Raw genomic sequence first — 24,566 nt, forward strand, 5'->3', positions numbered from 1 at the left:
CTGATCAACTGTCCGTACGAACTGGGATGCGTGGATGAGAGTCCAACGATTGGTATACCTGGGCGTTGGCGCGTGAACGTGTCCCAGCTCGACAGGATGAGCGGCGGGCTCGTCGTGTCATGTCAGGCGCCGGAGCACCACCCGCTGCGCGACACCGAGATCGTGGCCAGGCTCGCCGAGTGCGCCGAGCTCGGCGGCGCCGCCGGGCTGCGGGTCAGCTCGCCCGAGGACGTCCAGGCGGTGAGAGAGCGCACCGGCCTGCCGGTCATCGGGCTGCACGAGGTGCCCTTCGCCCACCGCAACCTCATCACGCCGACCCTGCACCTGGCCGCCGGGCTCGTGGAGGCCGGAGCTGACGTCGTCGCGATCGACGTGAGCGCCGAGTCGCCGTCGGGCGCCGACCTGGTGGCCGCGGTGCGGCGCAAGCTCGACCGGCCGGTGATGGCCGACGTCTCCACGGTCGAGGAGGGCCTGAAGGCCTGGGCGGCCGGCGCCGACGTGGTCGCCACCACGCTGTCCGGCTACACCGCCCGCCAGCTGCCCACCCCCGGCGAGCCGGACCTCGACCTGGTGGGCGCGCTCGCCGCGCGCGGCGTCCGGGTCGTCGCCAAGGGCCGCTACCAGACCGAGGAGCAGGTACGGCAGGCGTTCGCGGCCGGCGCCTGGGCCGTCGTCGTGGGCGCCGCCATCACCGACCCCGTGGCCATCACCGCCAGGCTGGCCGGGGTCACGCCCACCGCCGCCCGAGCGGCCGGGTAACCCCGCCGGCCCTGGCGGCCGGCGCCGGCGGAACTCGCCGCGCCGGGCCCGCGCCGCGCCGGAGGCGTGGGCCGAACCAGGTGGCGGGATTCGAGGACCTGTCCCGGAACGCGCGTGGGGCCGCGGGCGAAAGCTTGCGGCCCCACGCGCGGGAACTGGGTCGTGCGCTGCGACCGCGGGCCTAGACCCCGGCGTGTGTCGGCTGCTTGGCCTTGGTGGACGCGCGCTCGATCACCTCGGCCTCCGACTCCTTCTCGATGTCGCGGTGCGTCTCCTCGATGCGCAGCGCCACCCCCAGGGCGAAGAACGTGGGAGCCCACTCGCCGATGAAGATCCCCAGGCGGTCGGCCCGGTCGAGGCCACCGCGCTCGCTCTTCTTGGACATCAGCCACGACGCGACACTGAGACCGATCGACGCCGTTCCGGCGAGGTACGCGTGGTTGGACTTGACGCCCATCTTGTGCAGCATTTTGATCATGATTTCCCCCTTAGTGAGGTGCTGTTACCCGAGGTGGGAGCCGATAACCATGGCGGAAACCGCTTTGCCCGCGTTTGACGGCGTCTCGACTCGGGCGGTGAGCGCACCCGCGATCGTGTCACTCTCTGTAGTCATCGTGCTCGTTTAGTCACTTCGCTCCCGGGCATTCACTGCGGAAATTCGCGAAACGGGGGCTGCATGCCGGTGTTCGACCCTTCCGCCCACGGGCGGAACATCGCGGACGTCTATGACACGACGGGTGCGCGAACTGCCCACCGAGGGTGCGGTCGAACGGCTTCACCGGTTGGCCGGCGACGGCCCGGTGCCGGGGTTCGGCGTCGGCACCGGCCGCCTGGCGCTGCCACTGGCGGCGCGCGGGCTGACCGTGGCGGGGATCGACGGGTCGCCCGAGACCCGGCTGGCCGGAATGGAGCGTGAGCACCGCTGGTCCGACTGGGACGGCACCCGTTCGGCGACGACGGCCGCGCACACGTGTCGGTCTACCGGCTCTGACCTCTGGAGTGATTCCGGCGAACCTGCCCGAGCCCGCGGTCCCGGCGGGCGTGGCGGCCCTCCGCCCCGTGAGAATCCGGGGAACCTACTCACGGTCTCGCTTCACTGGGCATGGTGAGATCGTTCAGAGGTCGGATCGTGACCAGATCGCGACCCCTCCTTCGTGGCGCCAACGTAACGTCCACCGGGTGCCTGATGTCGAGTCGAAGTTGAGCGTCGAACCTGAACCACTGCCGCAACGCGAGGATGCCGAGCGCTGCTGCAGCGTCGACTCCGAACGGCGTTGCGTTCTGCCCAAGGGGCACCAGAGCGGCCATGTGTACCCACCTGCGGAGATCGTTACCGAGTTCTAGCGCCTGACCTCGATGCCCCTTAGCTCCGTAAAGGGCTCGTCCGAAGTGGACAAGTGGGCATTCGGTCGGAGATCGCCTGGGCATCAAGCGGGCATGCACCAGAACTTCCAGCGCAAATCACTCCTGCTGGCGGCCGTCGTCGTTCCTGCCCTGCTGGCGGGGTGCGCGGCCGGAGGCAGTACGACCGCCATGGGCCAGGCCAGCCCGCCGACCGAGACCACGAGCCCGATGCCGACCGGCTCCGAGATGAGCCCGGTGCCGACCGGCTCCGAGATGAGCCCGGCGCCGTCGGAGAGCCCCGCCGAGCAGGGTTCGCCCAAGGCCGCCGTGCAGGCGTACTTCGAGGCCCTCAAGGCCGGCGACGCGGACAAGGCCGTCGCCGCCTACACCCCTGACGGGCTCGCCGCGATCCAGGGCATGGAGACCGCGCAGGGCACGGAGGCGCTGACCAAGCTCTACAAGGACATGGCGAAGGGGAAGAGCACCGCCACGAACAAGATCGAAGAGTCGGGTGCCGCGGGTGACTGGGCCTTCGTCCGCGCGACCAGCGAGAAGGACGGCGAGACCACCAGAGAGTTCTTCATCCTCAAGAAGGCCGGTGGCGAGTGGAAGATCGACCGCTACATGAGCAACAGCCCGTCTTGACGGTCTCAGTGTCCATGACCGTGCCCGACGAGCGCGCCTGACGGCCTGCCCGATGGGACGAGGACGAGCGAGATCAGGGCCGCCCCGGCCGCGGCCACGGCGCAGACGGTGAGAGCCATGACGAAACCGTCGATGCCGGTGGCGGCCGGGGCCAGGCTCGCGGCGGCCACGGACGACACCACCGCGACGCCGATCGAACCACCTAACTCGTGGAAGGTGTTGACGACACCGGACGCGACCCCGGCCTCACCGTGTGGCACGTTGGCCATCGTCGTGGCGGTGGCCGTGACGAACGCGGGGCCGATGCCGAACGCGGCCAGCACGAACCCCGGCAGCAGCGTGGTGTAGGCGCTCGCGTCAGGGGAGACCCGGGTCATCAGCGCGGCCCCGGCCGCGGTCAGCGCGAAGGCGGCCACGGCGACGGGCCGCCCGCCGACCTTGCCGATGAGACGCCCGCCGAGGTGCGCGCCGAGCGTGATGGCCACGGCCACGGGCAGGAACAGCAGCCCCGTCTCCAGCGCGCTGAACCGCAGCACGTGCTGGAGGTAGAGCGAGCTGAGGAAGAACAGCCCCAGCATCGTCCCGGTCGCCACCAGCATGACGAACGCCCCGGAGACGACCGGCCGCCGGGCCAGCGTCTCGGCGCGCATCAGCGGCGCCCGCACGCTGCGTTCGATCACCACGAACGCCACGTACCCGGCGGCCGCGCCCGCGAGCGGGAACAGCGTGCCCGGCGCGCCCCATCCCGCGTCGCCCGCCTCGACCAGGCCGTAGATGAGCAGCGCGGTCGCCAGCGTCACGGCCAGCGCGCCCGGCAGGTCCACGCGCTGCCGTTCGCCGTGCCGTTCGCCGTGGGGTCCGTCGTGGGGCTGGACCGCCGAGAGGGCCGCGGGCAGGGTGGCGAGCACCAGCAGGCCGATCGGCACGTTGACGTAGAACACCCAGGCCCAGCCGGGGCCGGCGGTGAGCACCCCGCCGAGCAGCACGCCGGCGGCCGCGCCCGAACCGCCGATCGCGGCCCACACGGCCAGAGCCCGGTTACGGCGCTCGCCGTGGAAGGAGGCGGTGATGATGGCCAGCGCCGACGGCGACATGAGCGCCGCGCCGACGCCCTGAAGGGCGCGACCGGCGATCAGCGCGGCGCCGGTGCCCGCCAGCCCGGCGAGCAGGGACGCCGCCGTGAAGAGCGCGAGGCCCGCGAACAGGGTGCGGCGGGCGCCGGCGGCGTCGGCGAGCCGGCCGCCGAGCACCATCAGGCCGCCGAAGCAGAGCGTGTACGTGGTCACCACCCAGGTGAGCGCCTCCCGGTCGAGGGCCAGGTCGGTGCCGATGACGGGCAGGGCGACCTGCACCACGGTGATGTCGACGATGAGCATGAACTGGGCCAGGCAGAGCAGTGCCAGTAAGGGTGAGGCTCGCATGAGGTCTCCCATAACTCGTACAATGGTGTTCGAGTTATAACAAACCCCTCCCAGGTATGTCCAGCCGTCGGCCGCGCGCCGCCCGGCCGCGCGATCTAGCCTGGCCGTATGCGGGATCTCTCGAAGTACCAGCACCCTCGTTTCGCTCGCATGTACGCGCGGATGAGCGGCCAGGCGGAGGCGTTCGGCATGGCCGGGCACCGGGCCCGGCTGTTGTCCGGGCTGTCGGGGCGCGTGGTGGAGGTCGGGGCGGGCAACGGCCTGAACTTCCCCCACTACCCCACGGGGGTGCGTGAGGTCGTCGCCGTCGAGCCGGAGGACCACCTGCGTGCCCTGGCCGAACGAGCCGCCGGCTCCGCGCCGGTGCCCGTCCAGGTCGTGGCCGGGCACGCGGCCGAGCTGCCGTTCGACGACGCGGCCTTCGACGCCGCCGTGCTCTCGCTGGTGCTGTGCTCCGTGCCGTCCCAGGCCGCCGCGCTCGCCGAGCTGCGCAGGGTGCTCCGGCCCGGTGGTGAGCTGCGCTTCTTCGAGCACGTACGCTCCGGAAACCGGGTCCGGGCCACCCTCGAGCACCTCGTCACCCCGCTGTGGTGGCGGGTGTGCGGCGGCTGCCACCCCAACCGCGACACCACGGCCGCCATCCGGGACGCCGGCTTCGCGATCGAGGAGAACGACCGCTTCGTCTTCCGCCCGATGCCCGGATCGCCGTCCATGACCCACATCCTCGGCCGCGCCCGCCGCTGATCGCCCGCCCCGGAACCCCGCTCGCCCGGCCGGTGTACCAACACCGGAGGTGCGTGATGAAGAAGATCCTGACCATCCTGGTCACGGTGGCGGCGCTGGCGGCCGGGGCGCTCCCGGCCTCGGCCGCCGGGAACTGGGCGGTGACCTATCTCGACCCGACGCCCGCGCGGTTCGCCCCCGGCACGACGTACACGCTGGGGTTCTGGGTGCTCCAGCACGGCAACCACCCCTACGAGGGCGATCTGGGTGAGACGGGACTCCAGCTCACCGGCGACGGAGGGAAGAAGCTGACCTTCCGCGGGACCCCGCTGCCCGAGCCCGGTCACTACGTCACCGCGATCGTCGTGCCCGAGGGGTCGTGGCGGGTCGACGGCATCCAGGGTGTGTTCGAGCCGTACTACGTGGGCACGCTCACCGTTCCGGGCGGCCTGGCGGTGCGGCCCGTGTCCACGGATCTGGTGCCGGCCACGAACGAGGACTACTGGGGCGACATCCGGCCGCCCGGGTTCCCCCGCGGCACGGCGCAGCCCGTCGAAGCCGCGAAGACCGCGCCCGCCGCCGTCCCGTCGGCGGTGCAGCCCCCCGTGGCCGTCACGGTTCCCTCGCCTCCCTCGGCGCCCGGACAGGCCGGATTCCCGGTGTACGCACTGGTGATCGCCGCCGCCGGTGGCGCGCTCCTCACGCTGGCCGCGTCGCGGCTGACCGGGCGGGCGCGGCGCGAACCCGAGCCGCCGGCGGACGAGAGGGGCGAGAGGGACGAGAAGAAGGACACGCTGGCTTTCCCGGGCTGACCGGAGCCGAGCTCACAGCCGGGCCGTGAGCTCGGTCGTGAGCTCGGTCGTGAGCTCACGGCCAGGTCGCGGGCCCGTGATCACGGCAGTCCGCGTGGCCGGTCAGGAGGCGCGGAGCAGGGAGCGCAGGGTGCGGGTGAGGGTCTCGCCCGCGGCGGCCCGGTCGAGGCGGCCCGCCTCGACCTCGGCCGCGGCCGTGTGCAGCACCGCGAGGAACGTGCTGACCAGCCATGGCAGCGGGAGGTCGGTGCGGAAGGAGCCTTCGTCGCGGCCCCGCGCGATCAGCCGCTCGACGCGGCGCAGCGGCCCGGCGTGGTGCTCGCGGATGAGCTCGCCCGGCAGCGTCGCGTCGGCGGCCACGAACAGCCGGCTGTGCTGGCCGAGCACGTCCCAGGACGAGCCGACCAGCCGGTCCAGCGCCTCGGGGGCGGGCACGTCGTCCAGCCTCAGCTCTTCGAGCACGCCGTCGGCGAGCTCCACGGCGTGGGTCAGCACGGCCTCGACCAGCGACTCGCGCGACGGGAAGTGGCCGTAGAGCGTCACCCGGCCCACCCCCGCGGCCTTGGCGATCTCAGCCACGCTCGCGGCCGGATCGGCGCTCAGCACCTGCCGGCCCGCCTCCAGGATCGCGGCGATGTTGCGCTCGGCGTCGGCACGACGGGTCACCATACGCCGAGCCTAACGGCGCACCGCCCCGGCCCCCCAACTCCACGGCCGGCGCCGTCGCCCGGTCGGTGATGCTTGTCAGGTTCCTGTGCGTCTGAGAGATTGCGGTTACCTTTGCGATCATCTGCCACGGAGGACACGCGTGCCACAATTACGCCCGGCCCTCTTCGCCGTCGCCCTCACCGTGACGCTGGCGACCCCCGCCCAGGCGGCCACGGGACCTGTCATCACCATTGAGAACGGCCGCACGCAGCCGGTCTTCTCCTACGCGGACGCCGTCCGCGAGCACGTCTACGTCGAATCCACCGTCGACAGCGACGCCGACGGCCGGCTCGACCGGGTGCGCGTCGACATCATCAGGCCCAAGGAGTCCGGCCCCGGGCTCAAGGTGCCGGTGATCATCGACGAGAGCCCCTACTACGACAACTCCGGACGTGGCAACGAGGGGGAGCGGAAGGTCTACGACGCCGCCGGGAATGTCACGAAATTTCCCTTGTACTACGACAACTTTTTCGTGCCCCGGGGCTACGCCGTCCTGAACGTCGACATGCTCGGCACCACCAAGTCCGACGGCTGCCCGGACATCGGCGGCAAGGCCGACGTGCTGGGCGGCAAGGCGGTCATCGACTGGCTGAACGGCAGGGCCCCGGCGTTCCGCGCCGACGGCAGCCCGGCCGTGGCCGACTGGACCACCGGCAAGGCCGCGATGATCGGCAAGTCCTACGACGGCACGCTCGCCAACGCCGTCGCCGCCACCGGCGTGCAGGGGCTGGAGACGATCGTGCCCATCTCGGCGATCAGCTCCTGGTACAAGTACCAGCGCTCCAACGGCGTGATCTACAACTACGACTACGCCTCCTGGCTGGCCAACTACATCGACACCGACCCCGAGGCCAAGTGCCAGGCCGTACGCGACCGCATGGACGCCGAGGACGGCGACGACACGGGCGACTACAACGCCTTCTGGGCCGAGCGTGACTACATCTCCGGGCTGCTGGGCGACGTCTCGAAGGTCAGGGCCAGCGTCTTCGTGGCCCACACGAGCAACGACCTGAACGTCAAGCCGGACAACTTCTCCACCTGGTGGCAGGCGCTGGCCAAGCGGAACGTGCCGCGCAAGATCTGGGTCGGCCAGTACCAGCACGTGGATCCGTTCGACTTCGAGGGCCGCAGGGACCTGTGGGTCGACACGCTGCACCGCTGGTTCGACCACTGGCTGCACGGCGTGCGCAACGGCATCATGTCCGAGCCCCGCGCCGACGTGCAGGTGGGCCCGACACAGTGGATCAGGCAGCACGACTGGCCGGCGCCGTTCGCGGCCAAGCTCCAGCTCCGCCCGGCCGCCGACGGCTCGCTCGGGCTGAAGCCGGCCGGCAGGGGCGAGACCGCGTCGTTCGCGGACGTGCGGATGTCGGAGTCGGGCATGATCGCCGACGTGGGCACGCCCAACCCGGGCCGCGTGGCGTTCACCACCGGACCGCTCCCGGTCAGCCTGCGCCTGTCCGGCACGCCCACGGCGGACCTGAGGGTCAAGCTGGACCAGCCCACCGCCAATCTGACCGCCCTGCTCGTCGACTTCGGTGACGCCACCCGCGTGGACTGGCGGCGCGGCCAGGGCATCACCACCATCGCCGAGGAGGACTGCCACGGCGAGAGCACGGCCGCCGACGACGCCTGCTACCGCAAGGTCGTCACCAACGTGGCCAACCGGCCGGCCGAGATCGTCGCCCGCGGCTGGATCGACGTGCGCAACCGCACCTCGCTCAGCGAGCCCGCGCCGCTGCCGGTCGGGACGTACGGCACGGTCAGGTGGCAGACGCTGCCGCACGACTACACCTTCGCCAAGGGGCACCGCCTCGCCCTCGTGATCGCGGGCACCGACGGGACCTACACCGGCGAGACGGGCACCGGCGCGAACGTCACGCTCGACCTCGCCCGGAGCAGCGTCTCGGTGCCGTTCGTGCTGGGCACAGCGCTGGTGGACGTGCCGAAGGACCAGGGCACGTTCCGTGGTCCCGAGCGGCTGATGCTGCCGGAGCCGGAGCCGGAGTTCAGCTTCTTCTAGCGGATCCCTCCGGCGGAGCGCGTGCCGGACCGCCGGGTGGTTGCCACGCCGACCACCACCCGGCGGTCCTGTCCCGGTCCCACCGTGACCGTTGGCTCACGACGTACCGTTCAGGTGACCGTCACCTGGAGATCCAGGTGACGGTCACCTTGGAGGCCGGCGGGGGACGACCACCCCTTGGGGGTCTTGCCACTGTGGGTGGGCTGCCATGACGAGCCGCCCGGATGCCGGTCTCACGTCCCTCCCTCGCTAGTACCAGCTGCAGTTGGTCCAGGTCCCGCCGCCCTCGCCGCCCTCGCCGTCCTGCACGTACGGACCCGGGTCCCTGGGCACCTTCCACGTCACGCGGAGCTTGAGCGTGCCGCCGCCGGTGGTCGTGCCCGCGGTCGTGCGGCCGTCGCCCCGCGCGGTGCCCTGCCAGCGGACGGTGATCGTGCCGGACCCGGTGGCCGCCGGGCCGGGGCAGTCCGGGCGGGAGGCGGGCGCCTTCACCCTGAACGACCTGCCCGAGACGGCGATGCCGCGCGAGCCCGTGACCGACGTGATGCGGCAGGTCCCGCCCCTGCAGGCGAGCGAGAACGAACCGGTGCGCCGGGTGTCGAGGCTGATCGTGGAAGGCGACAGGGACGCCACCGGCGCCTTCGGCCCGGGCAGGACCGCCTGCCTCACCGGTGACCTGCGGGAGGTCGCGGTCTCCCTCGGCCGTGACGTGCCCGTCGCGCGCTCCCCGGCCGGCTCGGCCGGCTCGGCCGGGCTCATGGTGCCGGCCACGGTCGGGCCCACGGCGGCGCTCTCCGCGGGGCTCGCGCCGGGGCTGGCCGCGGACGTCGTGGCGGCGTCATTGGGCGGGGGCACGGGCACCGCCGCCTCGGGCGAGGGACGGCCGCCGGGCGCGGGCGTGACCACCGGACCGGGCGCGGACATCTCGGAGATCATGGTCATCCGCTGGCGGGCGTTGAGCCCCGACCAGGCCAGGCCCGCGACCAGGATGCCGACGCCGACGAGCAGCCCGACCCGGGCCACGGTCCTGATCGTGATCGCCGGCTCGGGGTCGGCTTCGTCCGGGCGGTTCTGCCAGAACTCGTCCCGGCCGACCCGCAGCTCCACCACCTGCCCGCCGGACACCCAGGCCGGACCGCTCTCGCTCCCGCCGTCCCACGGCGGCACGCCGTCCCCGCCGCGCGCCCAGACCGGCTCGCCGCCGGCGCCGAGAGCCGGCGGCCGGTCGTGAACGACCTCCCCCTGTGGGCCATCGTCCGCATCGTGCTCCCATGGCGGGCCACCTTCGGCCCGGCGTGAGGGGTCCCTCTCAAGACCGGCCGGGCCGCTGGTGCTCCGGTCGTGAGCGGACGCCGCTGGAAGGTTCCGGTACGGCACGCCTCCGCGGGCGCGACGGACGATGGCCCAGTCAGGGCCGGGCACGGCGGGAGCCGGAAGGACGGCGCCGTTCGCGGCTCCGGTGCCCGTTCGGGCCGCGGTCTCCGGGCCGGAGGTGGCGGCGTGGACGGGGTCGGCGGAGTCGAGGGGGTGGGCGGGCTCGGCGAGTTCGTCGAGCTCGTCGGGAAGATAGACGGGGGCGGCCAGGATGGGGCCCGAGGCGCGGGCCCGGGCGGCCCGGGCCGCCTCCGGGGCCGGGCCGGTCGTGGTCAGGGCGTCCTCGTCAGAGGTCCGCCCCTGGTCGGGCGGGCCCGGCCGGGCGTGCCGGCTGGTGGTGCGGTGCGCGGCCAGGTCGTCGGTGTGCTCCGGGCCGGCGGCGGCCGCGCCCGCCACCGGCCCGGAACTCCCCCTGGTCCCCGTCGTGGGGCCGGGGACCGAGGAGATCGGCGGCGGCGTGGGTTCCGTCAGCCCGTGCACCTGCATCGGGAAGCCGTCGTCCCGCCACAACCCGGCCTCGCCGGGCAGCGGCAGCGCCCAGGCCAGCTGCTCGCCGAGCGTGCTCGGCGCGGGCGCGATCGGCATCTGCCGCAGCAGCGTGTCCGCCACCATGGTGCGCGGCGCCTGCCGGCAGTCCGCGCAGCGGGCGATGTGGCGGCTGATCCGCGCGCGGGTCCGCCTGCCCGGCGTGGAGGCCCAGTCCGTCACCCGGGACTCCAACGCCGGGCACCCATGGCGGGTCCTCGCGGCGATGACGGCGGCGAACCATTCCTCCAGCCCGTCGGCCGCCTCCAGCACGATGGTCTCGACCTCGTCCGGCCCCACGTCGAAGATCACGGCGATCTCCGCGCTCGTCAGGCCGTGCCGTACGGACAGGTCGAGGAGCTCCCTGTGCGGCGGGTCGAGGGCGCGCAGGGCCTCGGGCAGCAGGTCCGACATCCTGCCCGGCCGCGACCACGAGCCGACGCTGGTGGGGGTGGCGATGTACGCGCGGTGCGCGCGGGCCAGCGCGTACAGCCAGGGGCGCAGCAGGGAGGACTGTTCGACCCGGTCGGCGCGGGCGTGCGCCGACAGCAGCGCGCCCGCGACGGCCAGCTCGGCGTCGCTCGAGGCGAGCTCCGTCCGGCAGTAGTCGTAGAGATGGGGCCCGTAGCCGTCGCACAGCTCGCGAACGGCCTCGCGGGCGTCCTCCGACAGGGTTCGCCACATCCGGGTCCCATCTCCTCCCTGCTGCTCGCGAGTCAGCCCGGCAGCTGCTCGGCGATCTCGGTGGCCCAGTAGGTCACCACGCTGCCCGCCCCGGCCCGGCGGATCGCGATGAGGCTCTCCCTGATCGCGCGGTCGCGGTTGAGCCAGCCGTTCTCGGCGGCGGCCTCGATCGCCGCGTACTCGCCCGAGACCTGGTAGGCGACCACCGGCACGTTGACCGTGTCGGCGACCCTGCGCACCACGTCGAGGTAGAGCCCGGCCGGCTTGACCATCACCATGTCGGCGCCCTCCTCCACGTCCAGCAGCACCTCGCGCAGCGACTCGCGCAGGTTGGCGGGATCCTGCTGGTGCGTCGAGCGGGTGCCGACCAGGCGGGACTCGACGGCGTCGCGGAACGGGCCGTAGAAGGCGGAGTCGTACTTCGCGGCGTAGGCCAGGATCGGCACCCGCTGGTGGCCGGACCGGTCGAGCGCGGCCCTGATGGCGGCGACCTGGCCGTCCATCATCCCGCTCGGCGCGACCATGTGGGCGCCGGCCGTGGCCTGGGCGACCGCGACGGCGGCGTAGGCGTCCAGCGTGGCGTCGTTGTCCACGTCGCCGCCGGCGTCGAGCACGCCGACGTGCCCGTGTTCGGTGTATTCGTCCAGGTTGACGTCGCTGATCACCACCGTCTCGTCGCCCACTTCGGCGGCGATGTCGGCGATGGCCAGCTGCGTGATGCCGTGCTCGTCCCAGGCGCCGCGCCCGTCGCGGTCCTTGGACTCGGGGATGCCGAAGATCAGCAGCCCTCCGACGCCGGCCCGCGCGGCGGCCGCGGCGGCCTTGCGCACGCTGTCGCGGGTGTGCTGGACCTGGCCGGGCATGCAGGCGATCGGCCGCGGCTCGTCCAGGCCCTCGCGAACGAACAGCGGCTGCACCAGGTCGGCCGGATGCAGGCGGGTCTCCGCGACCAGGCCGCGCAGGGCGTTGGTACGCCGCAGGCGGCGAGGTCGATCTGCGGGATAACTCACGATTCAGCCTCCGATCACCTTGCCGAGCAGGACTCGCTCGGCATGCTCGACAGCGGCTGCGGGCGGCAGCCGGAACCAGTAGCCGGCGCTGCTGCGCGCCGTGATGTTCAGCGCCCGCAATCCGCACAGGTGCTCGGCGGTCTTGATCGCCAGGCCGCCGGGATCGATCACCGGCAGGCCGTGCAACTCGTGGATACGCAGGTGGACCAGGATCACGTTCGGGATGCCCTCGGCGGGCACCAGCCACTGCGCTCCCGCCTCGGCCGCCCGCCGCGCGGCCTCGGAGTAGGCGTCCACGAGTGGCCCGAAATCGTGTGCCAACGCGCGTTCGACCAGCGTCGTTCCGTCCTCGACGACCTGATAGGAGGCCAGCTCGGCGCCCGCCGCGCGGATGTTCTCGGTGATGGGCTCGGTCAGGGCGGGGATGAAGCCGATCACGCCCAGCCGGTGGCGCTCCATCCTGGCGGCCTGCCACACCGCGTCGCCGTAGCCGACGACGGGGATCGAGACCCGCGAGCGGGCCACCGCCAGGCCCGGGTCCTGCCCGGCGCCGCTGATCCACGCGGTGCAGCCCTCACGCTCGGCGGCCACGGCCGTCTGCGCGAAATAGTGGCCGAAGAGCAGCCCGAGCTGCCCGTAGCCGACCAGATGCTCGGGTAACGCGGTGCCGTACGTCTCCGGCGGGAGCGTGTGGATCTCCACGGTGGTGCCGGGGGAGGTGACCATGGCCAGGTGCTCGGCGTACAACTTGTCCAGAAGTGCCGAACGGCCTTCGACGGTGTGTTTCTGGAACCAGATGCGCATGTCAGCTGTGCCTTACCGGGTGAGGGCTTACCGAATGAGGGCTTACCGAATGAGGGACGGTGTCGAGCATCGAGGCCTGCGCCAGGTACACGCGGGTGGCCTCCGGATCGCCGGCGATGGCGCGCAGCCCGGCCATCGCCGCCGCCAGTCTGGAGCTGTTGCGGTCCTGCACGCCGGCGACGCGCGCCTCGCTGCGCGGGATCACCCGTTCGAGGAGTACGGCCCGCCGCCGCCAGGCCCAGGCGTCGAGCGCGTCGGTGCCGGCGAGGCCGCCGAGCACGTTGGCGAGCACGTGACCGAGGTCTACGGCGTCGTGGATGCCGGCGTTCATGTTGAGCCCGCCGGCCGTGGAGGTGAGGTGTGCCGCGTCGCCGGCGAACAGCACGCGACCGCATCGGTAGGAGGACAGCACCCCGCGGGCCAGCCCGTACCTGTCGGCGCCGATGACGCGCACCGGCGGGCGGACCCCGGGCAGGGCGCGGCGTACCAACTCGGAGACGTTTGAGGCGGACAGCGGGTCGCGGGCGTCGCACGGGATCCTGACGATGATCCGCCAGTGGTCGGGCAGCGCCAGCAGGCTGCAGGACTGGCCGACGTCGCGCACGTACGTGAGCGGCGCCAGGCGGGGCAGCAACTGGTCGAGCGGCGAGTCGGTGAAGACGCGCAGCGCCTGGGTGGGGTAGCTGGACCGGGGGAACGGCAGGCCGAGCGACCTGCGCACGGTGCTGTGCGCCCCGTCCGCGGCGATCACGTACTTGGCCCGGGTCCAGGTGTGACCGATGCGGATCCGGACACCGGTGCCGCCCTCGGCGACCCCGTCCACGTGCGTGCCGAACCGCACGTCCGCCTCCGGGTAGGCGGACAGCGCCGACAGCAGCAGCGGGGTGAGCGACGACTGCTCGGCGTGCAGCCGGAACGGGTGCCGGGTCAGCCCGTCCAGGCTGCCCATCCGCATCTCGGCCAGCACGCCGCCCGCCCGGTCGCGCCACTGGACCCGTTCCACGATCCGGCCGCGGGGGATGAGCTGCTCGGTGACGCCGATGTCGTCGAGCAGGTCCAGCGTGGCCGGGTGGAAGGTGGAGGCACGCGACTGGGAGGCCAGGCCGGGCTCGCGCTCCAGCACGGTGACCGGCACGTCCGCCCTGGCCAGGGTGAGAGCCGCGGCCAGCCCGACGGGGCCCGCGCCGACCACGACCACGCCGTTCATGACCGCTGTCCCTGCGCGGCCGGGCGGTGCGGCACCCGGCCCAGCCTGATCGGCATGCCCGTCGCCCTGGACAGCGCCCACCACGCGCTGCACAGGTTGGAGGTGAGCAGGATCCGGTCGTTGCCGGCGCCGATGGACACCAGCGTGGGCAGCGTGAGCATTCCGGTGCCGGTGATCAGCACCACGGCGTCGTGCGGCAGGCAGGCCTGGCCGACCTGCTCGACGAGCTCCGCCGGGGTGACGGAGTAGGGCGAGAACATGCCCTGCGCCCGTACCGGCACCACGCGGGTGACGTTCACGCCCGCCGACTTCCAGAACCTCTCCGCGAGCTCGGTCAGCCACGGCTGGTAGGGCGAGACGAGGATGAGCTCCTCGGCGCCCATGTGCTCGATGGCCTCCAGCGTGGCCATCGTCGCCGAGGCGAACGGGATCCCGAACCTCCTGCTCAGCTCGTCGCAGCGGAACCGGTCCTCGTCGGGGCCGAGCAGGTAGCGGGAGCCGCTGCACAGCATGACGATCGCGTCGAGCGGGAGGTTGCCGAAGGAGCAGATCATCGCGGGGAGCGCCTCGTTGTAGCTCTCCAGCCGCTCGGCCAGCCCCAGACCCGGGCGTACGGGGAAGCGGGTGACGTGCATGTCCGCGCGGGATCCGAGCAGGCGTGCCAGCTCGGGCTCCGCCGCCGGGTTCGCGGGCGGCACGATCACGCCCACTCTGCCTCTCCTCATGCCGTCCCCCCGGCCTGACCTTCGAGTGCGAACAACGTGCGCAGCGCGTCGGCGTAGCGGTCGCCCAGCGGGGAGTCCGCGTTGCGGGTGACGCGCGTGATAGGCCCGTCCAGGAACGCTTCGACCACGCGCTGGACGGTGTTCCTGACCTCGTCGCGCGCGGAGTCGTCCAGTCCGGGCGCTCGGGAGGCGAGGCGGCCCAGCTCGGCGTCGGCCACGGCCTCCGCCTTGCGCCGCAGCGCCGTCACGACGGGCGGCGACACCCTCGGCGCGGGAGCGGCCGTGATCGTGTCGTGCCCGTTGCGCGGGCCGGGGACGGTGGGGACGGCCGCGTGCCCGTTGCGCGGGCCGGGGACCGTGGTGATCCTGCCGCGCCCCCAGCGCGGACCGGGAGCGGGGCCGATCCCCATGTACCGGCGCCTGCCCCCAAGGACCGGAGGAGGGATGAGGTCGGCGGTCATCAGCAACCCGACCAGGCCGCGGCCCAGAAGGCCGCTTCGCGACGTGCCCGCTTCTCGTCCTCGTCGGTGAGGTCGAGCCGCACCCCCGTGCGTTCGACGCCGAGCAGGTCCACTGCGGCCCCTATCACGGTGTCGGCGAATTCCCGTTGACGATCGGTGTTCACGCTTGCCGGGCATTCGACCTTGATGGTGACCATGGGGTTCCTCCTGCGGGGGGTTCGGGGGGTGGTCAAGACGCCTGCTCGAGCACCTGGTCGATCACGCTGATGGCCTGGTCGGACACCTGCCTGATGTGGTGCAGCCGGTGCACGGTGCGCTCGGCGGCGGCGGTCCTCGGGTGGTCGTCGCTCGAAGTGGTGGGTGATGCCGGCCTCTCGCCGCGTGCGGTGACGGCGTAGGGATGCTGGTACGGCCTGCGGATGTCGTCGGCGATCATGGCCACTCCTGTCAGCGCTGGTTGACGGCTCTATAGGTGAAAGGTTCGCGGGCGCCGAAGCGGGCCAGTTCCTCCTCGGCCTCGTCGCGTACCTGGACGAAACTGTCGCGGAGCTCGGCGAGGAGCCGGCGCAGCATGATGAGCTCCTGCTCCGCCTCGCGCCTGGACATCCGCGCGGGCCGGCGGCGCGGTGTCCCGGCCACGCGGACCACGGCCGCGGTGCCGAGCAGCACGGCCACGGCCATGCAGGCCACCAGCACCGAGGCGAAGCCCGGCATCGGCCCGTCCAGCACCGGCTGGTCGACCAGCGCCGAGGCGCCCGCCACGCCGATCGCCCCGCCGAGCATGCGGGCGGTGTTGATGGCGCCGACCGCGGAGGCGTACTGGGTCGGGTGGGCGGCCATGGTGCCGACCGCGAACGTGCCGGTGGACAGGGCGCCGAAGCCGCTGCCCAGCATCAGCGCGGCGATCAGGCTCCACGCGTTGGGCTGGGGATAGGCCAGCATGAGGGCGCAGCCGCCGCCGAGCGCGAGGGCTCCGGCGTAGATGACCGCGTTGAGGCCGATGCGGCGGCCGGCCAGCATGGCCAGCGGGCTCGACACGATCATCGCGATCGACACCGGGGCCAGCCACAGCCCGATGCTGACGAGGTCGAAGCCGGACGACTTCAGGTACAGCGGTCCCATGGCCAGCACGACGAACGAGGCCGCGCCGTACAGCAGGGACGCTCCACCGGCCCACAGGAAGCCGGGGCGCCGCCACAGCCGCATGTCGATGGCGCCGGCCGCGTGGCGCCATGACGTCGTGACGGCCCCTGCCAGCAGCACCCCGGCTGCCGCCGCGCAGCCGAGTGTCCGCGCGGAGGTCCATCCCCACACGCCGCCCTGCGACATGGCGAGCACGGCCGCGGCGATAGCCCCGACCAGTAGCACCGTGCCCAGCACATCGGGCACGCGGCGCACCATGGCGCGTGAGCGGGGCAGCGCGGGGGTCAGCATCAGCAGCGCGGCCGCCAGTCCGGCACTGGGCAGGAACAGCCCGCGCCAGCCGTACGACTCCACGAGCAACCCGCCGGCTCCCTGCAGGGCGAGCGCGCCGATGCCCGACGAGGCGCTCCACAGGGCGATGGCGCCCGCGCGGCGGTTCGCGGGCAGCTCGCCGAGCAGCAGGGCGAGGGAGGCGGGGAACATCAGCGCGGCGCCGATGCCCTGCGCGGCCCGCCCGCCGAGCAACAGGGGCCAGGACGTGGTGGCGATGACCGCCGCCGCGCCGAGGCCGTAGAGAGCCAGACCCAGGGCGAGCACGTTGCGCCTGCCCAGCAGGTCGGCGAAGCGACCCGCGGTGGCCAGCAGAGCGGCGACCGCGGCGAAGTTGACCGTGCTGACCCAGGTGATCTCGGCCATCGGCAGGGCGGCCGCGATCGGGTCGCGGCTCAGCACGGGGATCGCCAGCATCGTCGCCGTGCTGTCGGCCATGATCGCGATCACCACTCCGGAGGCGATCAGGCGCAGTATGGCGAAGCGCCCCCGGACCCGGAGCCGTGGCCGTGCCACGGGCTCGAAGGCGGGTCCGGCGACATGCTCGCGAACGGAGGTCAGCGTCATCGCGGCGTCTCCGCGAGGTCCCTGGGCGCGACGGTGACGGGCTCAGGGCGCGGGATCTCGGGGCAGTTGGGCACGCTCGCGGCGACCATCCGCTCCGTCAGCCCCACGGAGTGGCCGGGCGCGCGGGACCACGGCTGGGCCTTGCCGCCGACCATGGTCCTGACGATCTGCGAGGCCAGCGTCAGGTGCTCCGCGCAGCGGCGGCTCACCTTGGCCTCGAGCCCGGCCACCTGCGCCAGCCTGAGCCTCAGCGGCTCCAGCGACGCGGTGCGCTCCAGGCCGTCGAGCTCGGCCAGCCGGCCCGGCCAGCGCAGCTGCCTGCCGAGGCGGTCCTGGACCTCGTCCGCGATGCGGTCGTCGGGGTACTTCTCGTCGCGCAGCCGGGTGCCGATCGCGACGGCCGTACGGGCCGTGTGCTCGTAGTCGGCCAGCCGCCCGGACAGCGCGGCGTCGAGCATCCGGGCCCGGTGGGTCAGGCAGTCGGCGCTCCAGCCGAGCACCATCAGGCGGTCCTCGCCCACCTCGGTGTGCCAGCCGGCGAGCCGCAGCTCGCGGGCCATGCGGTGGTAGAGCACCCACCGCTCGCCGTTGCCGTCGACCCAGACCTGCACGCCGCCGAGCGGCAGGTTGGCGACGTGCACCTGCTTGGTCTCGGGCACCACCCGGGAACAGATGCGTTGGATCACCCGGTCCTGCGCCGGAGCGGCCTTGGGCCGCCTGGCAAACCAGGAACCGTTCTGGGGATCGAGGGTCACGTCCGGCCACCTCCTCGCCGGCGACTCTCCAGAACCGTCCGGCCGTCAAGTCACAGTTACCAACTGTCGGTCCGATAGTGGGACTTCGCCGGAAGTGATGTCAACTGCTACTTATCATTTGAGTTTGAATCGGTTTGAGGTGAGGAATGCCGATCTGCGGGGGGACATGCGACGAAACGCCCGGCTTCCCTTACGCTGGAGGCGCTACGGGCGGCAGGAGGTGCGGGGTGGCGAACATCGCCGAGCGACTCGACCTCGCTCTGAGGAAGCGCGGCTACAGCGGGGCCCAGGTGGCCGCCGAGCTGACCAGGGCCGGCATCCCGATCACCCGCGCCTACGTCAGCCAGCTGCGCACCGGCAAGCAGACCAACCCGACGCTCCAGGTGCTCCGTGCCCTGGCCGCCTGCCTGCAGGTCAGCGTGGGCTGGCTGGTGGGCGAGGAGCACGCCGAGCCCGGCGCGGAGCGGATCCCGCGCCCGGCCGGCGTGAGCGGGCAGATCGGGCAGATCGGGCAGTCCGCCGCTGGCCTGTCCGACACCTCGCTGGACGTGGTGCGCGACGTGATCGGCCTGGCCCGCAGGGCCGAGGGCCTGTCCGAGCCGGAGCCCGGGCCCGAGCCGGAGCCGGAGATCCTGGAGATCCCCGAGGCGGCGGCCGTGCTCACCGACGCGCAGCGCGCCGCGCTCGGCAGGCGGCTGCGCGGCCTGCGCCTGGCCGTGCTCATGTCACCCGAGCAGGTCGAGACCGCCCTGGGCCGGGGCAAGGCGGCGATCGAGGCCATCGAGGCGGGCGCCGTCGCGCCCGCCCCCGCCACGGTGGAGCTCCTGCTCGACCTCTACGGCGTGACCCCGCTGCCCGTCCGCGAGCACGTGCTGTCGCTGGCCCGCGCCGAGCGTGAGCCGGTGCGCTGGGACGACGACTCCGTGCCCGTCTGGCTGGCCGCCGCCTACGCGCTGGAGCAGCGCGCCTCGGTGATCCGCACCTACCACCCGCAGCTCGTCCCGGCGCTGCTGCAGACCGACGAGTACGCACGGGCGGCCATCGCCCTCGCCGGGCCGGCCACGCTCGGGCAGGACTCCCTCGACGCCGCCGCCCGGCTCGCGCCGGCCCGCCAGAAGCCGGTGACCGAGGGCGGCCCGGTCGTGTGGGCGATCATGGACGAGAGCGCGCTGCTGCGTTCGATCGCTGAGCCTCATGTGCATCTGACGCAACTCGAAACGCTTCTCGAGTACGCGAAGCGCCCTCACATCTCGCTGCACGTGGTGCCCATTCAAGATCCGGCTTATCTGCCGCGCACGGGCCCGTTCACGCTCTGGCGTTTCCCGGAGGCTTTCGAGCCCGACATCGCCTGCGCGCACTCCGCCGAGTCCGATGAATTGATCACGGATTCGGCCGCCGTCGAGGCCTATCACCAGGCTTTCACCAAGTTGTCGGTCACCACGACGACCCGCGAGGAGACCCTCGACCTGCTGTATACGCACCGTGACCGGATCGCCCGAGGATGATCGAATAAAGTCGGAAACTAATATTTCCCGATTTTATTGGCCCCAATGTGTTGAATTGTTGGGACATTTGGATCATTTTTAACTTGGTTCCGAGTGAGACCGAGGCCAGAACTTTCCCGGCATTGCCTGGCGAGGGGAAAGGGACGAGACGAAATGAACGAGCGCGCCATCCGTAATCTGGCCAAACTCGATATGTCCCAGGCTCGCATCACCCGCATGCTGGACGCCGCCGCGGGCGGCAAGAACAACTTCGTGGCCGACCGCGAGGCCGTGCGCCGCTATGACGAGGCCACCCCCGTGACCACCGCCGCGGCCCGTGCCGTGCTGGGCTTTCTCGCCCGGGTGGTGCGGCATCTGGCGCTCGCCGGAGTGGACCAGTATCTGATCATCGGCAGCGGTGTGCCCAGCGGCCTGCCCACCGGTCATCAGCTGCATGACATAGCCCGTGACACGCTGGGCGGCGCGGAGGCCCGGGTCGTCTACGTGGAGAACGACCCCATGGTGCTGGCCAACGCGCGGGCCACGATCGAACCCGTGACCGACGCGATGCGCGTGGTGGAGGGGGACGCGCGGCAGGTCGAGGACCTGCTGTCCGACCGGGTGGTGCGCACGTTCCTCGACTGGGACCGGCCCGTCGGCATCCTGCTCGTCTCGATGCACGGCGTCGGCGACGAGCACGCCGAGCACGTGATCAAGTGCCTGCGCCACGCCGCCCCCGCGAACAGCTACCTGGCCTTACTCCAGACCACGTTCGACGGCATCCCCCCGGAGCTGCTGCCCGCCGCCAGGGACCTGCTGGCGATGACCCTGCCCGGCCACGCGATCCGCGACAGGGCCGAGGTCACCGCGCTGCTGGACGGCCTGGACCTGGTGACGCCGGGACTCGTGTGGGTGCCCGAGTGGCGGCCGGACGGCGCCGAGACCGCCTGCCTGGAACAGCCCGGCTCCTCGGGCAACTACGGGGCGGTGGCCCGCCTCATCTGAGCGGGGTCAGTCCCACCAGAACGACCAGGTGTGCCCGCCGGCGATCTCCTCGGCGTAGCCCTGGAGGTCGCCGGGACCCTGCACCACGTTGTCGGGGCAAAAGGCCCAGTGCTCGGCCGCCACGTGCAGCGCGTGCTCCGGCTTGACGGGAGGCGCGGCCACGCTCAGCTCGAGCGTGTTGAAGCCGACGCACACGACCCGGGCGCCGAACCGGTCCTCCCAGCTCCGCACCACCGCGGCCAGCGGCACCATCCACTCGTTGTGGTGCAGCGCCCCCTGCCAGCCCATGACGGCCAGCGCGTCGGCGCCGCGGTGGGCGGCGACCAGCCCGAGCGGCAGCCCCCGGCCGGCCAGCTGCTCCGCGTGCCAGTCGGCCACCGCGCCCGGATCGGCCACGGGAACACCCGGCGGGGCCAGACCCGGGCAGATCGCGCCGTAGGGGTCGAGCTCGTCCAGCGCGTCGGAGGGCATCTGCGTCACCCACTCCTGCCACACCTCCGCCATGAAACCCTCGGCCGTGAAGTGGTCGATCTGCGCCGCGTCGTCGGGCACGACCTGCCCGATCGACCAGGACTGGGTCGACTCGTCGAGCAGCACCGGCCACAGGCCGCTGCGCGGGTGCTCGCCCCGGAACCGGGCCCACTCGGCGCCCGTCGCCGGCTCGTCGCTCATCCAGAACGCGGGCCGGGCCGCCTCGCCCTGCCGGGTGTAGCCGGGGTCGGGCCAGACGACCTCACCCGCCGGCAGGACGGCCGACAGGGTGCGCCCCCTGCCGCCGTCGGCGAACAGCCGGCACAGCTCGCGTGGCAGCCGGTGATCCTTCATGCCCTACCGTTCCGCTCTGGACCCGTCGGGGAGATGGTAGTGGGGGGCACCGACACGCCTCCGAGGGCTGGGACTTTTGTCCCGTACGATCCCGGATCGATGGACCTTCTGCCAGGCGCCGACGGTCCGCGACCGTGGGCTCATGAAGATTCTGCCGGCCATAGCCGTACTACTCACAGGATGTGCCACCAGCGCGGAGGGCCCGGCCGCCGGGACGGACACGGGCACGGCGGACCCCGCGGTCGTGCGGACGGACGCGGGCGCGGTACGGGGCACCGCGACCGGAACATATCGCCTGTACCAGGGCATCCGCTACGCCACCGCCGCCCGCCCTCGGCAAGACCCACACCCGGAACCGGATCGAGGCCGCCCGGCCGGCACGGCACAATGGCTGGCTGTGACCTACGACGCTGTTCTGTGCGACCTCGACGGCGTGCTGCGCCGGTTCGACCACACCGTCCAGGCCGAGATCGAGGCCCGATACGGGCTGCCGCTGATGAAGACCGCCTTCGATCCGGCCCTCCTCGTGCCCGCCACGCTCGGCCGGGTGACCGAGCGGGAGTGGGCCGAGTCGATCGTGGTCGCCCTCGGCGGCGACGAGCGGGCCAGGCGGGCGGTGGCGGAGTTCGTCGAGGTGCCGTTCCGGGTCGACGAGGAGGTCAGGCTGCTGCTGGCCAGGGCCCAGGAGCGGATGCCCGTGGTGCTGGTCACCAACGCCATGGACACCCTGGAGGAGCATCTCGAACGGCTCGGGCTGACCTACTTCGCCGACGACGTGGTCAGCAGCGCCAGGGTCGGCGTGGCCAAGCCCGACCGGCGCATCTACGAGATCGCCGCCGAGCGGGCCGGGGCCGCGCCCGAGCGCTGCCTGTTCGTTGACGACCGGCTGGCGAACGTGGAGGGCGCCCGCGCCCTCGGCATGACCGGGGTCCACTTCCGCACGGCCGCCGATCTCGCCGCGGCCCTCGGCTGAGCCGGCCATCCGGGCCCCTCGCCTTCGTGCGCCGCCTGTTTCCGGCACGGCCCGCGCCAGCCGCGCCGGAAACGTCAGCGGCCCCTGTCAGCGCTCCTGTCAGCGCTCCTGCCAGTGCTTCAGTCAGTGCCCCTGTCAGTACCCGCCGTACGGCGACGACGAGCTGGGCTTCTTCGTGGGGCTGGGCGAGTGCGTCGGAGACGTCGTCGGCGCCGTCACCGTCGAACGCGACCCGGCGGGCCGGATCAGGCCCAGCAGTCCGTGCCGGCCGCCGTCGGCCCCGGCCGAGAACCACAGGGCGTTCTCGCCGCCGTTGGCCGAGGTGCCCGGCTCCAGGTCCCAGAGCCCGGGTAGCGTGATCGTGCGGCCGTCCGCCTTGGTGAGCGCGCCCAGGTGGCGTCCACGGCGGTAGGCGTGGATGGTGCCGTCGCCGAAGTTGCCGACCAGCAGCGCACCGGCGTACCGCCCGAAGGCCTTCGGCGCGGCCGTCATCGCCCAGGGGGCGTTGAGCCCGGTACGCGCGATCCGCCCGGTCAGGCGGCCGTTCGCGTCGAAGCGGCTGATGAAGCCCTTGCCGGCGCCCGCGACGGACTTGCCCGTCGAGGCGTCACGCAGCGCGTAGGCCACCCAGATGTTCCCGTTCACGACCGCCACGTTGAAGGGCGAGTAGGTGGACGGGATGGCCCGGTCCCTGAACTGCGACTGCGACAGCCGGATCCGCCGGAACTCGGAGTCGAAGGCGTGGACGCGGCCGTTCGCGAAGTCGGCGGCCAGCAGGAAGTCGCCGTCGTCGGTCCGCACCATCTCCAGACCCTTGTAGTCGGCGCCGCGGGTGAAGGCGGCGATGATGGCGTTCTTCGGGTCGACCTCGGCGTTCCAGCCGGTGATCGCGCCGCTGGGGCTGGCGAAGATGAACGTGGCGGGCTTGCCCTTGACGGTGAAGCCTTCGGTGGGGTTGAAGACCTGGCCGGTCGGGGCGCCGCCGGGGATGCTGACCTCGGTCTGCTCCTTCTTGCCGTTTCCGGAATAGACGGTGGCGCTGCCGCTGCCCGTGCCGGACACCCACAACGTCTTGCCCATGGCCAGCCCCCAGGGGTTGACCAGCTTGGGGTCGGTGACGGGAGCCTTGCCCGAGACATCCGCGACGAGGTTGACGACGTCGAACCTGTTGCGAGGGGTGGCCTGTGCGGGAGTGGCGAGAGTCGCTCCCAGAACGACTCCGACAGCGCAGAGTGTGATGATGCGTAACCGCATCCGTGCCTCCTTGTTAGCGCTTGTGACGCGAGATACGCGGGCGGCCCGGGGCGGGTTCAGTGAGGTCCAGAAATATCCGGCAGAGCGTTATTCGACGCCGATAGGGGAGATGGAGTGTTATGGACGTATTGGGGATTGATATCGGTGGTTCCGGGATCAAGGGCGCACCCGTCGACGTCGAGGTGGGCACGCTGTCCCAGGAGCGCCTGCGCGTCCCCACCCCGCAGCCGGCCAAGCCGGGCCCGGTCGCCGAGGTGGTCGCGCGGATCGTCGACCACTTCTCCTGGACCGGCCCCATCGGGGTGACGTTCCCCGGCGTGGTGCGCGACGGCGTGGTCATGACGGCCGCGAACGTCCACCACTCCTGGATCGGGGTCGACGCGGCCGAGCTCTTCGGCGGCGCCACCGTGCTGAACGACGCCGACGCGGCGGGCATGGCCGAGATGACCTTCGGCGAGGGCCGCGACCGGAGAGGGACCGTCCTCATCCTGACGATCGGCACGGGCATCGGCAGCGCGCTGTTCACCGAAGGCGTCCTCGTGCCCAACACCGAGCTGGGCCACCTGCAGCTGAAGGGCAAGGACGCCGAGCAGCGCGCCTCCGACCGCGCCCGCGAGGAGTCCGGCCTCACCTGGGAGAAATGGGCCGCGCGGGTGGAGGAGTATCTCCGGCATGTGGAGATGCTGTTCTCTCCCTCGCTGATCGTCGTCGGCGGCGGCGTGAGCAAGAGGCCCGGCAAATGGCTCCCGCACGTGCACATCGACACCCCGATCGTGCCCGCCGCCCTGCAGAACGAGGCGGGCATCATCGGCGCCGCCCAGTCGGCCGCCCAGTCGGCCCCTCAGCCGGCCCCCATCCGGTAGGTCACCCGCCCGGCGGCGCGCGGGCCGTCCCGGCGCGGTCACCGTTCACGCCCGATGATCGGCATGATCAGGAAAGTGGCTCCGGGTGGCAACCACAACGGGCGCTCAGGAGTCTCACTGATGACCGTGACCGTCCACGACG

25 protein-coding genes are annotated in these 24,566 nt (G+C 72.3%); 9 read left to right on the forward strand and 16 right to left on the reverse strand.

The annotated features are described in order from the left end of the window. Positions 1-72: 72 nt before the first annotated feature. On the forward strand, positions 73-759 hold the full coding sequence (locus tag AB0C16_RS01720; protein WP_357677770.1) for a putative N-acetylmannosamine-6-phosphate 2-epimerase: 687 nt from the start codon (positions 73-75) through the stop codon (positions 757-759). Positions 760-940: 181 nt separating this feature from the next. Here the strand turns inward: AB0C16_RS01720 and AB0C16_RS01725 are convergent, their stop codons facing one another. Further along, positions 941-1,237, reverse strand: a complete 297-nt coding sequence (locus AB0C16_RS01725; protein WP_357677772.1) for a hypothetical protein — start codon at positions 1,235-1,237, stop codon at positions 941-943. Positions 1,238-1,534: 297 nt separating this feature from the next. Further along, positions 1,535-1,729, reverse strand: a complete 195-nt coding sequence (locus AB0C16_RS01730) for a hypothetical protein (RefSeq protein WP_357677774.1) — start codon at positions 1,727-1,729, stop codon at positions 1,535-1,537. 467 nt (positions 1,730-2,196) lie between these two features. Here AB0C16_RS01730 and AB0C16_RS01735 point away from each other — a divergent pair, with 467 nt between their 5' ends. After that, a complete protein-coding gene (locus AB0C16_RS01735) occupies positions 2,197-2,748 on the forward strand; it encodes a nuclear transport factor 2 family protein (RefSeq protein WP_357677776.1) in 552 nt (183 codons plus the stop codon). A 5-nt stretch (positions 2,749-2,753) separates the two neighbouring features. Here AB0C16_RS01735 and AB0C16_RS01740 read toward each other — a convergent pair whose 3' ends face one another. Further along, on the reverse strand, positions 2,754-4,169 hold the full coding sequence (locus AB0C16_RS01740) for an MFS transporter (protein WP_357677778.1): 1,416 nt from the start codon (positions 4,167-4,169) through the stop codon (positions 2,754-2,756). Positions 4,170-4,277: 108 nt separating this feature from the next. On the opposite strand from AB0C16_RS01740, the gene AB0C16_RS01745 reads away from it, so the two are divergent. Both AB0C16_RS01745 and AB0C16_RS01750 read left to right on the forward strand, forming a co-directional pair. Then, a complete protein-coding gene (locus AB0C16_RS01745) occupies positions 4,278-4,913 on the forward strand; it encodes a class I SAM-dependent methyltransferase (RefSeq protein WP_357677780.1) in 636 nt (211 codons plus the stop codon). A gap of 56 nt (positions 4,914-4,969) precedes the next feature. After that, complete coding sequence (locus AB0C16_RS01750) at positions 4,970-5,704, forward strand: hypothetical protein (protein ID WP_357677783.1); 735 nt, start codon at positions 4,970-4,972, stop codon at positions 5,702-5,704. Positions 5,705-5,806: 102 nt separating this feature from the next. Here the strand turns inward: AB0C16_RS01750 and AB0C16_RS01755 are convergent, their stop codons facing one another. Then, entirely contained in the window at positions 5,807-6,373 is a 567-nt protein-coding gene (locus AB0C16_RS01755) for a helix-turn-helix domain-containing protein (protein WP_357677785.1), read from the reverse strand. Between the two features lie 139 nt (positions 6,374-6,512). On the opposite strand from AB0C16_RS01755, the gene AB0C16_RS01760 reads away from it, so the two are divergent. Next, complete coding sequence (locus AB0C16_RS01760) at positions 6,513-8,435, forward strand: Xaa-Pro dipeptidyl-peptidase (RefSeq protein WP_357677788.1); 1,923 nt, start codon at positions 6,513-6,515, stop codon at positions 8,433-8,435. A gap of 249 nt (positions 8,436-8,684) precedes the next feature. On the opposite strand, the gene AB0C16_RS01765 is transcribed toward AB0C16_RS01760, so the two are convergent. The 10 genes from AB0C16_RS01765 to AB0C16_RS01810 are packed head-to-tail and all read right to left on the reverse strand — an operon-like array spanning position 8,685 to position 18,020. Then, a complete protein-coding gene (locus tag AB0C16_RS01765) occupies positions 8,685-11,018 on the reverse strand; it encodes a hypothetical protein (RefSeq protein WP_357677791.1) in 2,334 nt (777 codons plus the stop codon). A 32-nt stretch (positions 11,019-11,050) separates the two neighbouring features. Further along, a complete protein-coding gene (hemB, locus tag AB0C16_RS01770; protein ID WP_357677794.1) occupies positions 11,051-12,028 on the reverse strand; it encodes a porphobilinogen synthase in 978 nt (325 codons plus the stop codon). A gap of 3 nt (positions 12,029-12,031) precedes the next feature. Continuing rightward, positions 12,032-12,832: an aspartate/glutamate racemase family protein gene (locus AB0C16_RS01775; protein WP_357677796.1), complete on the reverse strand. Its 801-nt coding sequence runs from the start codon at positions 12,830-12,832 to the stop codon at positions 12,032-12,034. A gap of 1 nt (position 12,833) precedes the next feature. Further along, a complete protein-coding gene (locus AB0C16_RS01780) occupies positions 12,834-14,039 on the reverse strand; it encodes an FAD-dependent oxidoreductase (RefSeq protein ID WP_357677799.1) in 1,206 nt (401 codons plus the stop codon). Continuing rightward, positions 14,036-14,764, reverse strand: coding sequence for a hypothetical protein (locus AB0C16_RS01785; protein ID WP_357677801.1), 729 nt, complete (start codon positions 14,762-14,764; stop codon positions 14,036-14,038). The genes AB0C16_RS01780 and AB0C16_RS01785 overlap by 4 nt, the downstream gene beginning before the upstream one ends. Next, positions 14,761-15,174: a hypothetical protein gene (locus AB0C16_RS01790; protein ID WP_357677803.1), complete on the reverse strand. Its 414-nt coding sequence runs from the start codon at positions 15,172-15,174 to the stop codon at positions 14,761-14,763. The genes AB0C16_RS01785 and AB0C16_RS01790 overlap by 4 nt, the downstream gene beginning before the upstream one ends. A gap of 50 nt (positions 15,175-15,224) precedes the next feature. Beyond that, positions 15,225-15,422, reverse strand: coding sequence for a hypothetical protein (locus AB0C16_RS01795; RefSeq protein WP_357677806.1), 198 nt, complete (start codon positions 15,420-15,422; stop codon positions 15,225-15,227). A 32-nt stretch (positions 15,423-15,454) separates the two neighbouring features. Next, the gene (locus AB0C16_RS01800; RefSeq protein WP_357677809.1) at positions 15,455-15,661 is read right to left on the reverse strand and encodes a hypothetical protein; all 207 of its coding nucleotides are present in this window, start codon (positions 15,659-15,661) and stop codon (positions 15,455-15,457) included. Positions 15,662-15,672: 11 nt separating this feature from the next. Further along, positions 15,673-17,265, reverse strand: coding sequence for an MFS transporter (locus AB0C16_RS01805; protein WP_357677811.1), 1,593 nt, complete (start codon positions 17,263-17,265; stop codon positions 15,673-15,675). Then, positions 17,262-18,020, reverse strand: a complete 759-nt coding sequence (locus tag AB0C16_RS01810) for a hypothetical protein (RefSeq protein WP_357677814.1) — start codon at positions 18,018-18,020, stop codon at positions 17,262-17,264. Before AB0C16_RS01810 ends, AB0C16_RS01805 begins: the two co-directional genes overlap by 4 nt. Positions 18,021-18,247: 227 nt before the next feature. Here AB0C16_RS01810 and AB0C16_RS01815 point away from each other — a divergent pair, with 227 nt between their 5' ends. After that, entirely contained in the window at positions 18,248-19,525 is a 1,278-nt protein-coding gene (locus tag AB0C16_RS01815) for a Scr1 family TA system antitoxin-like transcriptional regulator (protein ID WP_357677817.1), read from the forward strand. A gap of 153 nt (positions 19,526-19,678) precedes the next feature. Further along, positions 19,679-20,509, forward strand: a complete 831-nt coding sequence (locus AB0C16_RS01820; RefSeq protein WP_357677819.1) for an SAM-dependent methyltransferase — start codon at positions 19,679-19,681, stop codon at positions 20,507-20,509. Positions 20,510-20,515: 6 nt separating this feature from the next. Here AB0C16_RS01820 and AB0C16_RS01825 read toward each other — a convergent pair whose 3' ends face one another. Then, the gene (locus tag AB0C16_RS01825; RefSeq protein ID WP_357677821.1) at positions 20,516-21,334 is read right to left on the reverse strand and encodes a DUF4253 domain-containing protein; all 819 of its coding nucleotides are present in this window, start codon (positions 21,332-21,334) and stop codon (positions 20,516-20,518) included. Positions 21,335-21,476: 142 nt separating this feature from the next. Between AB0C16_RS01825 and AB0C16_RS01830 the strand changes: the two genes are divergently transcribed. Further along, a complete protein-coding gene (locus tag AB0C16_RS01830; RefSeq protein WP_357677823.1) occupies positions 21,477-22,307 on the forward strand; it encodes an HAD-IA family hydrolase in 831 nt (276 codons plus the stop codon). Between the two features lie 135 nt (positions 22,308-22,442). On the opposite strand, the gene AB0C16_RS01835 is transcribed toward AB0C16_RS01830, so the two are convergent. After that, positions 22,443-23,561 carry a TIGR03118 family protein gene (locus tag AB0C16_RS01835; protein WP_357677826.1) on the reverse strand — a complete coding sequence of 373 codons (1,119 nt, stop codon included), beginning with the start codon at positions 23,559-23,561 and terminating at the stop codon, positions 22,443-22,445. 119 nt (positions 23,562-23,680) lie between these two features. On the opposite strand from AB0C16_RS01835, the gene ppgK reads away from it, so the two are divergent. Next, the gene (gene ppgK, locus AB0C16_RS01840; RefSeq protein ID WP_357677828.1) at positions 23,681-24,424 is read left to right on the forward strand and encodes a polyphosphate--glucose phosphotransferase; all 744 of its coding nucleotides are present in this window, start codon (positions 23,681-23,683) and stop codon (positions 24,422-24,424) included. Positions 24,425-24,566: the final 142 nt, after the last annotated feature.

This window comes from Nonomuraea sp. NPDC048916 (genome assembly GCF_040649575.1).
Lineage (GTDB): Bacteria > Actinomycetota > Actinomycetes > Streptosporangiales > Streptosporangiaceae > Nonomuraea.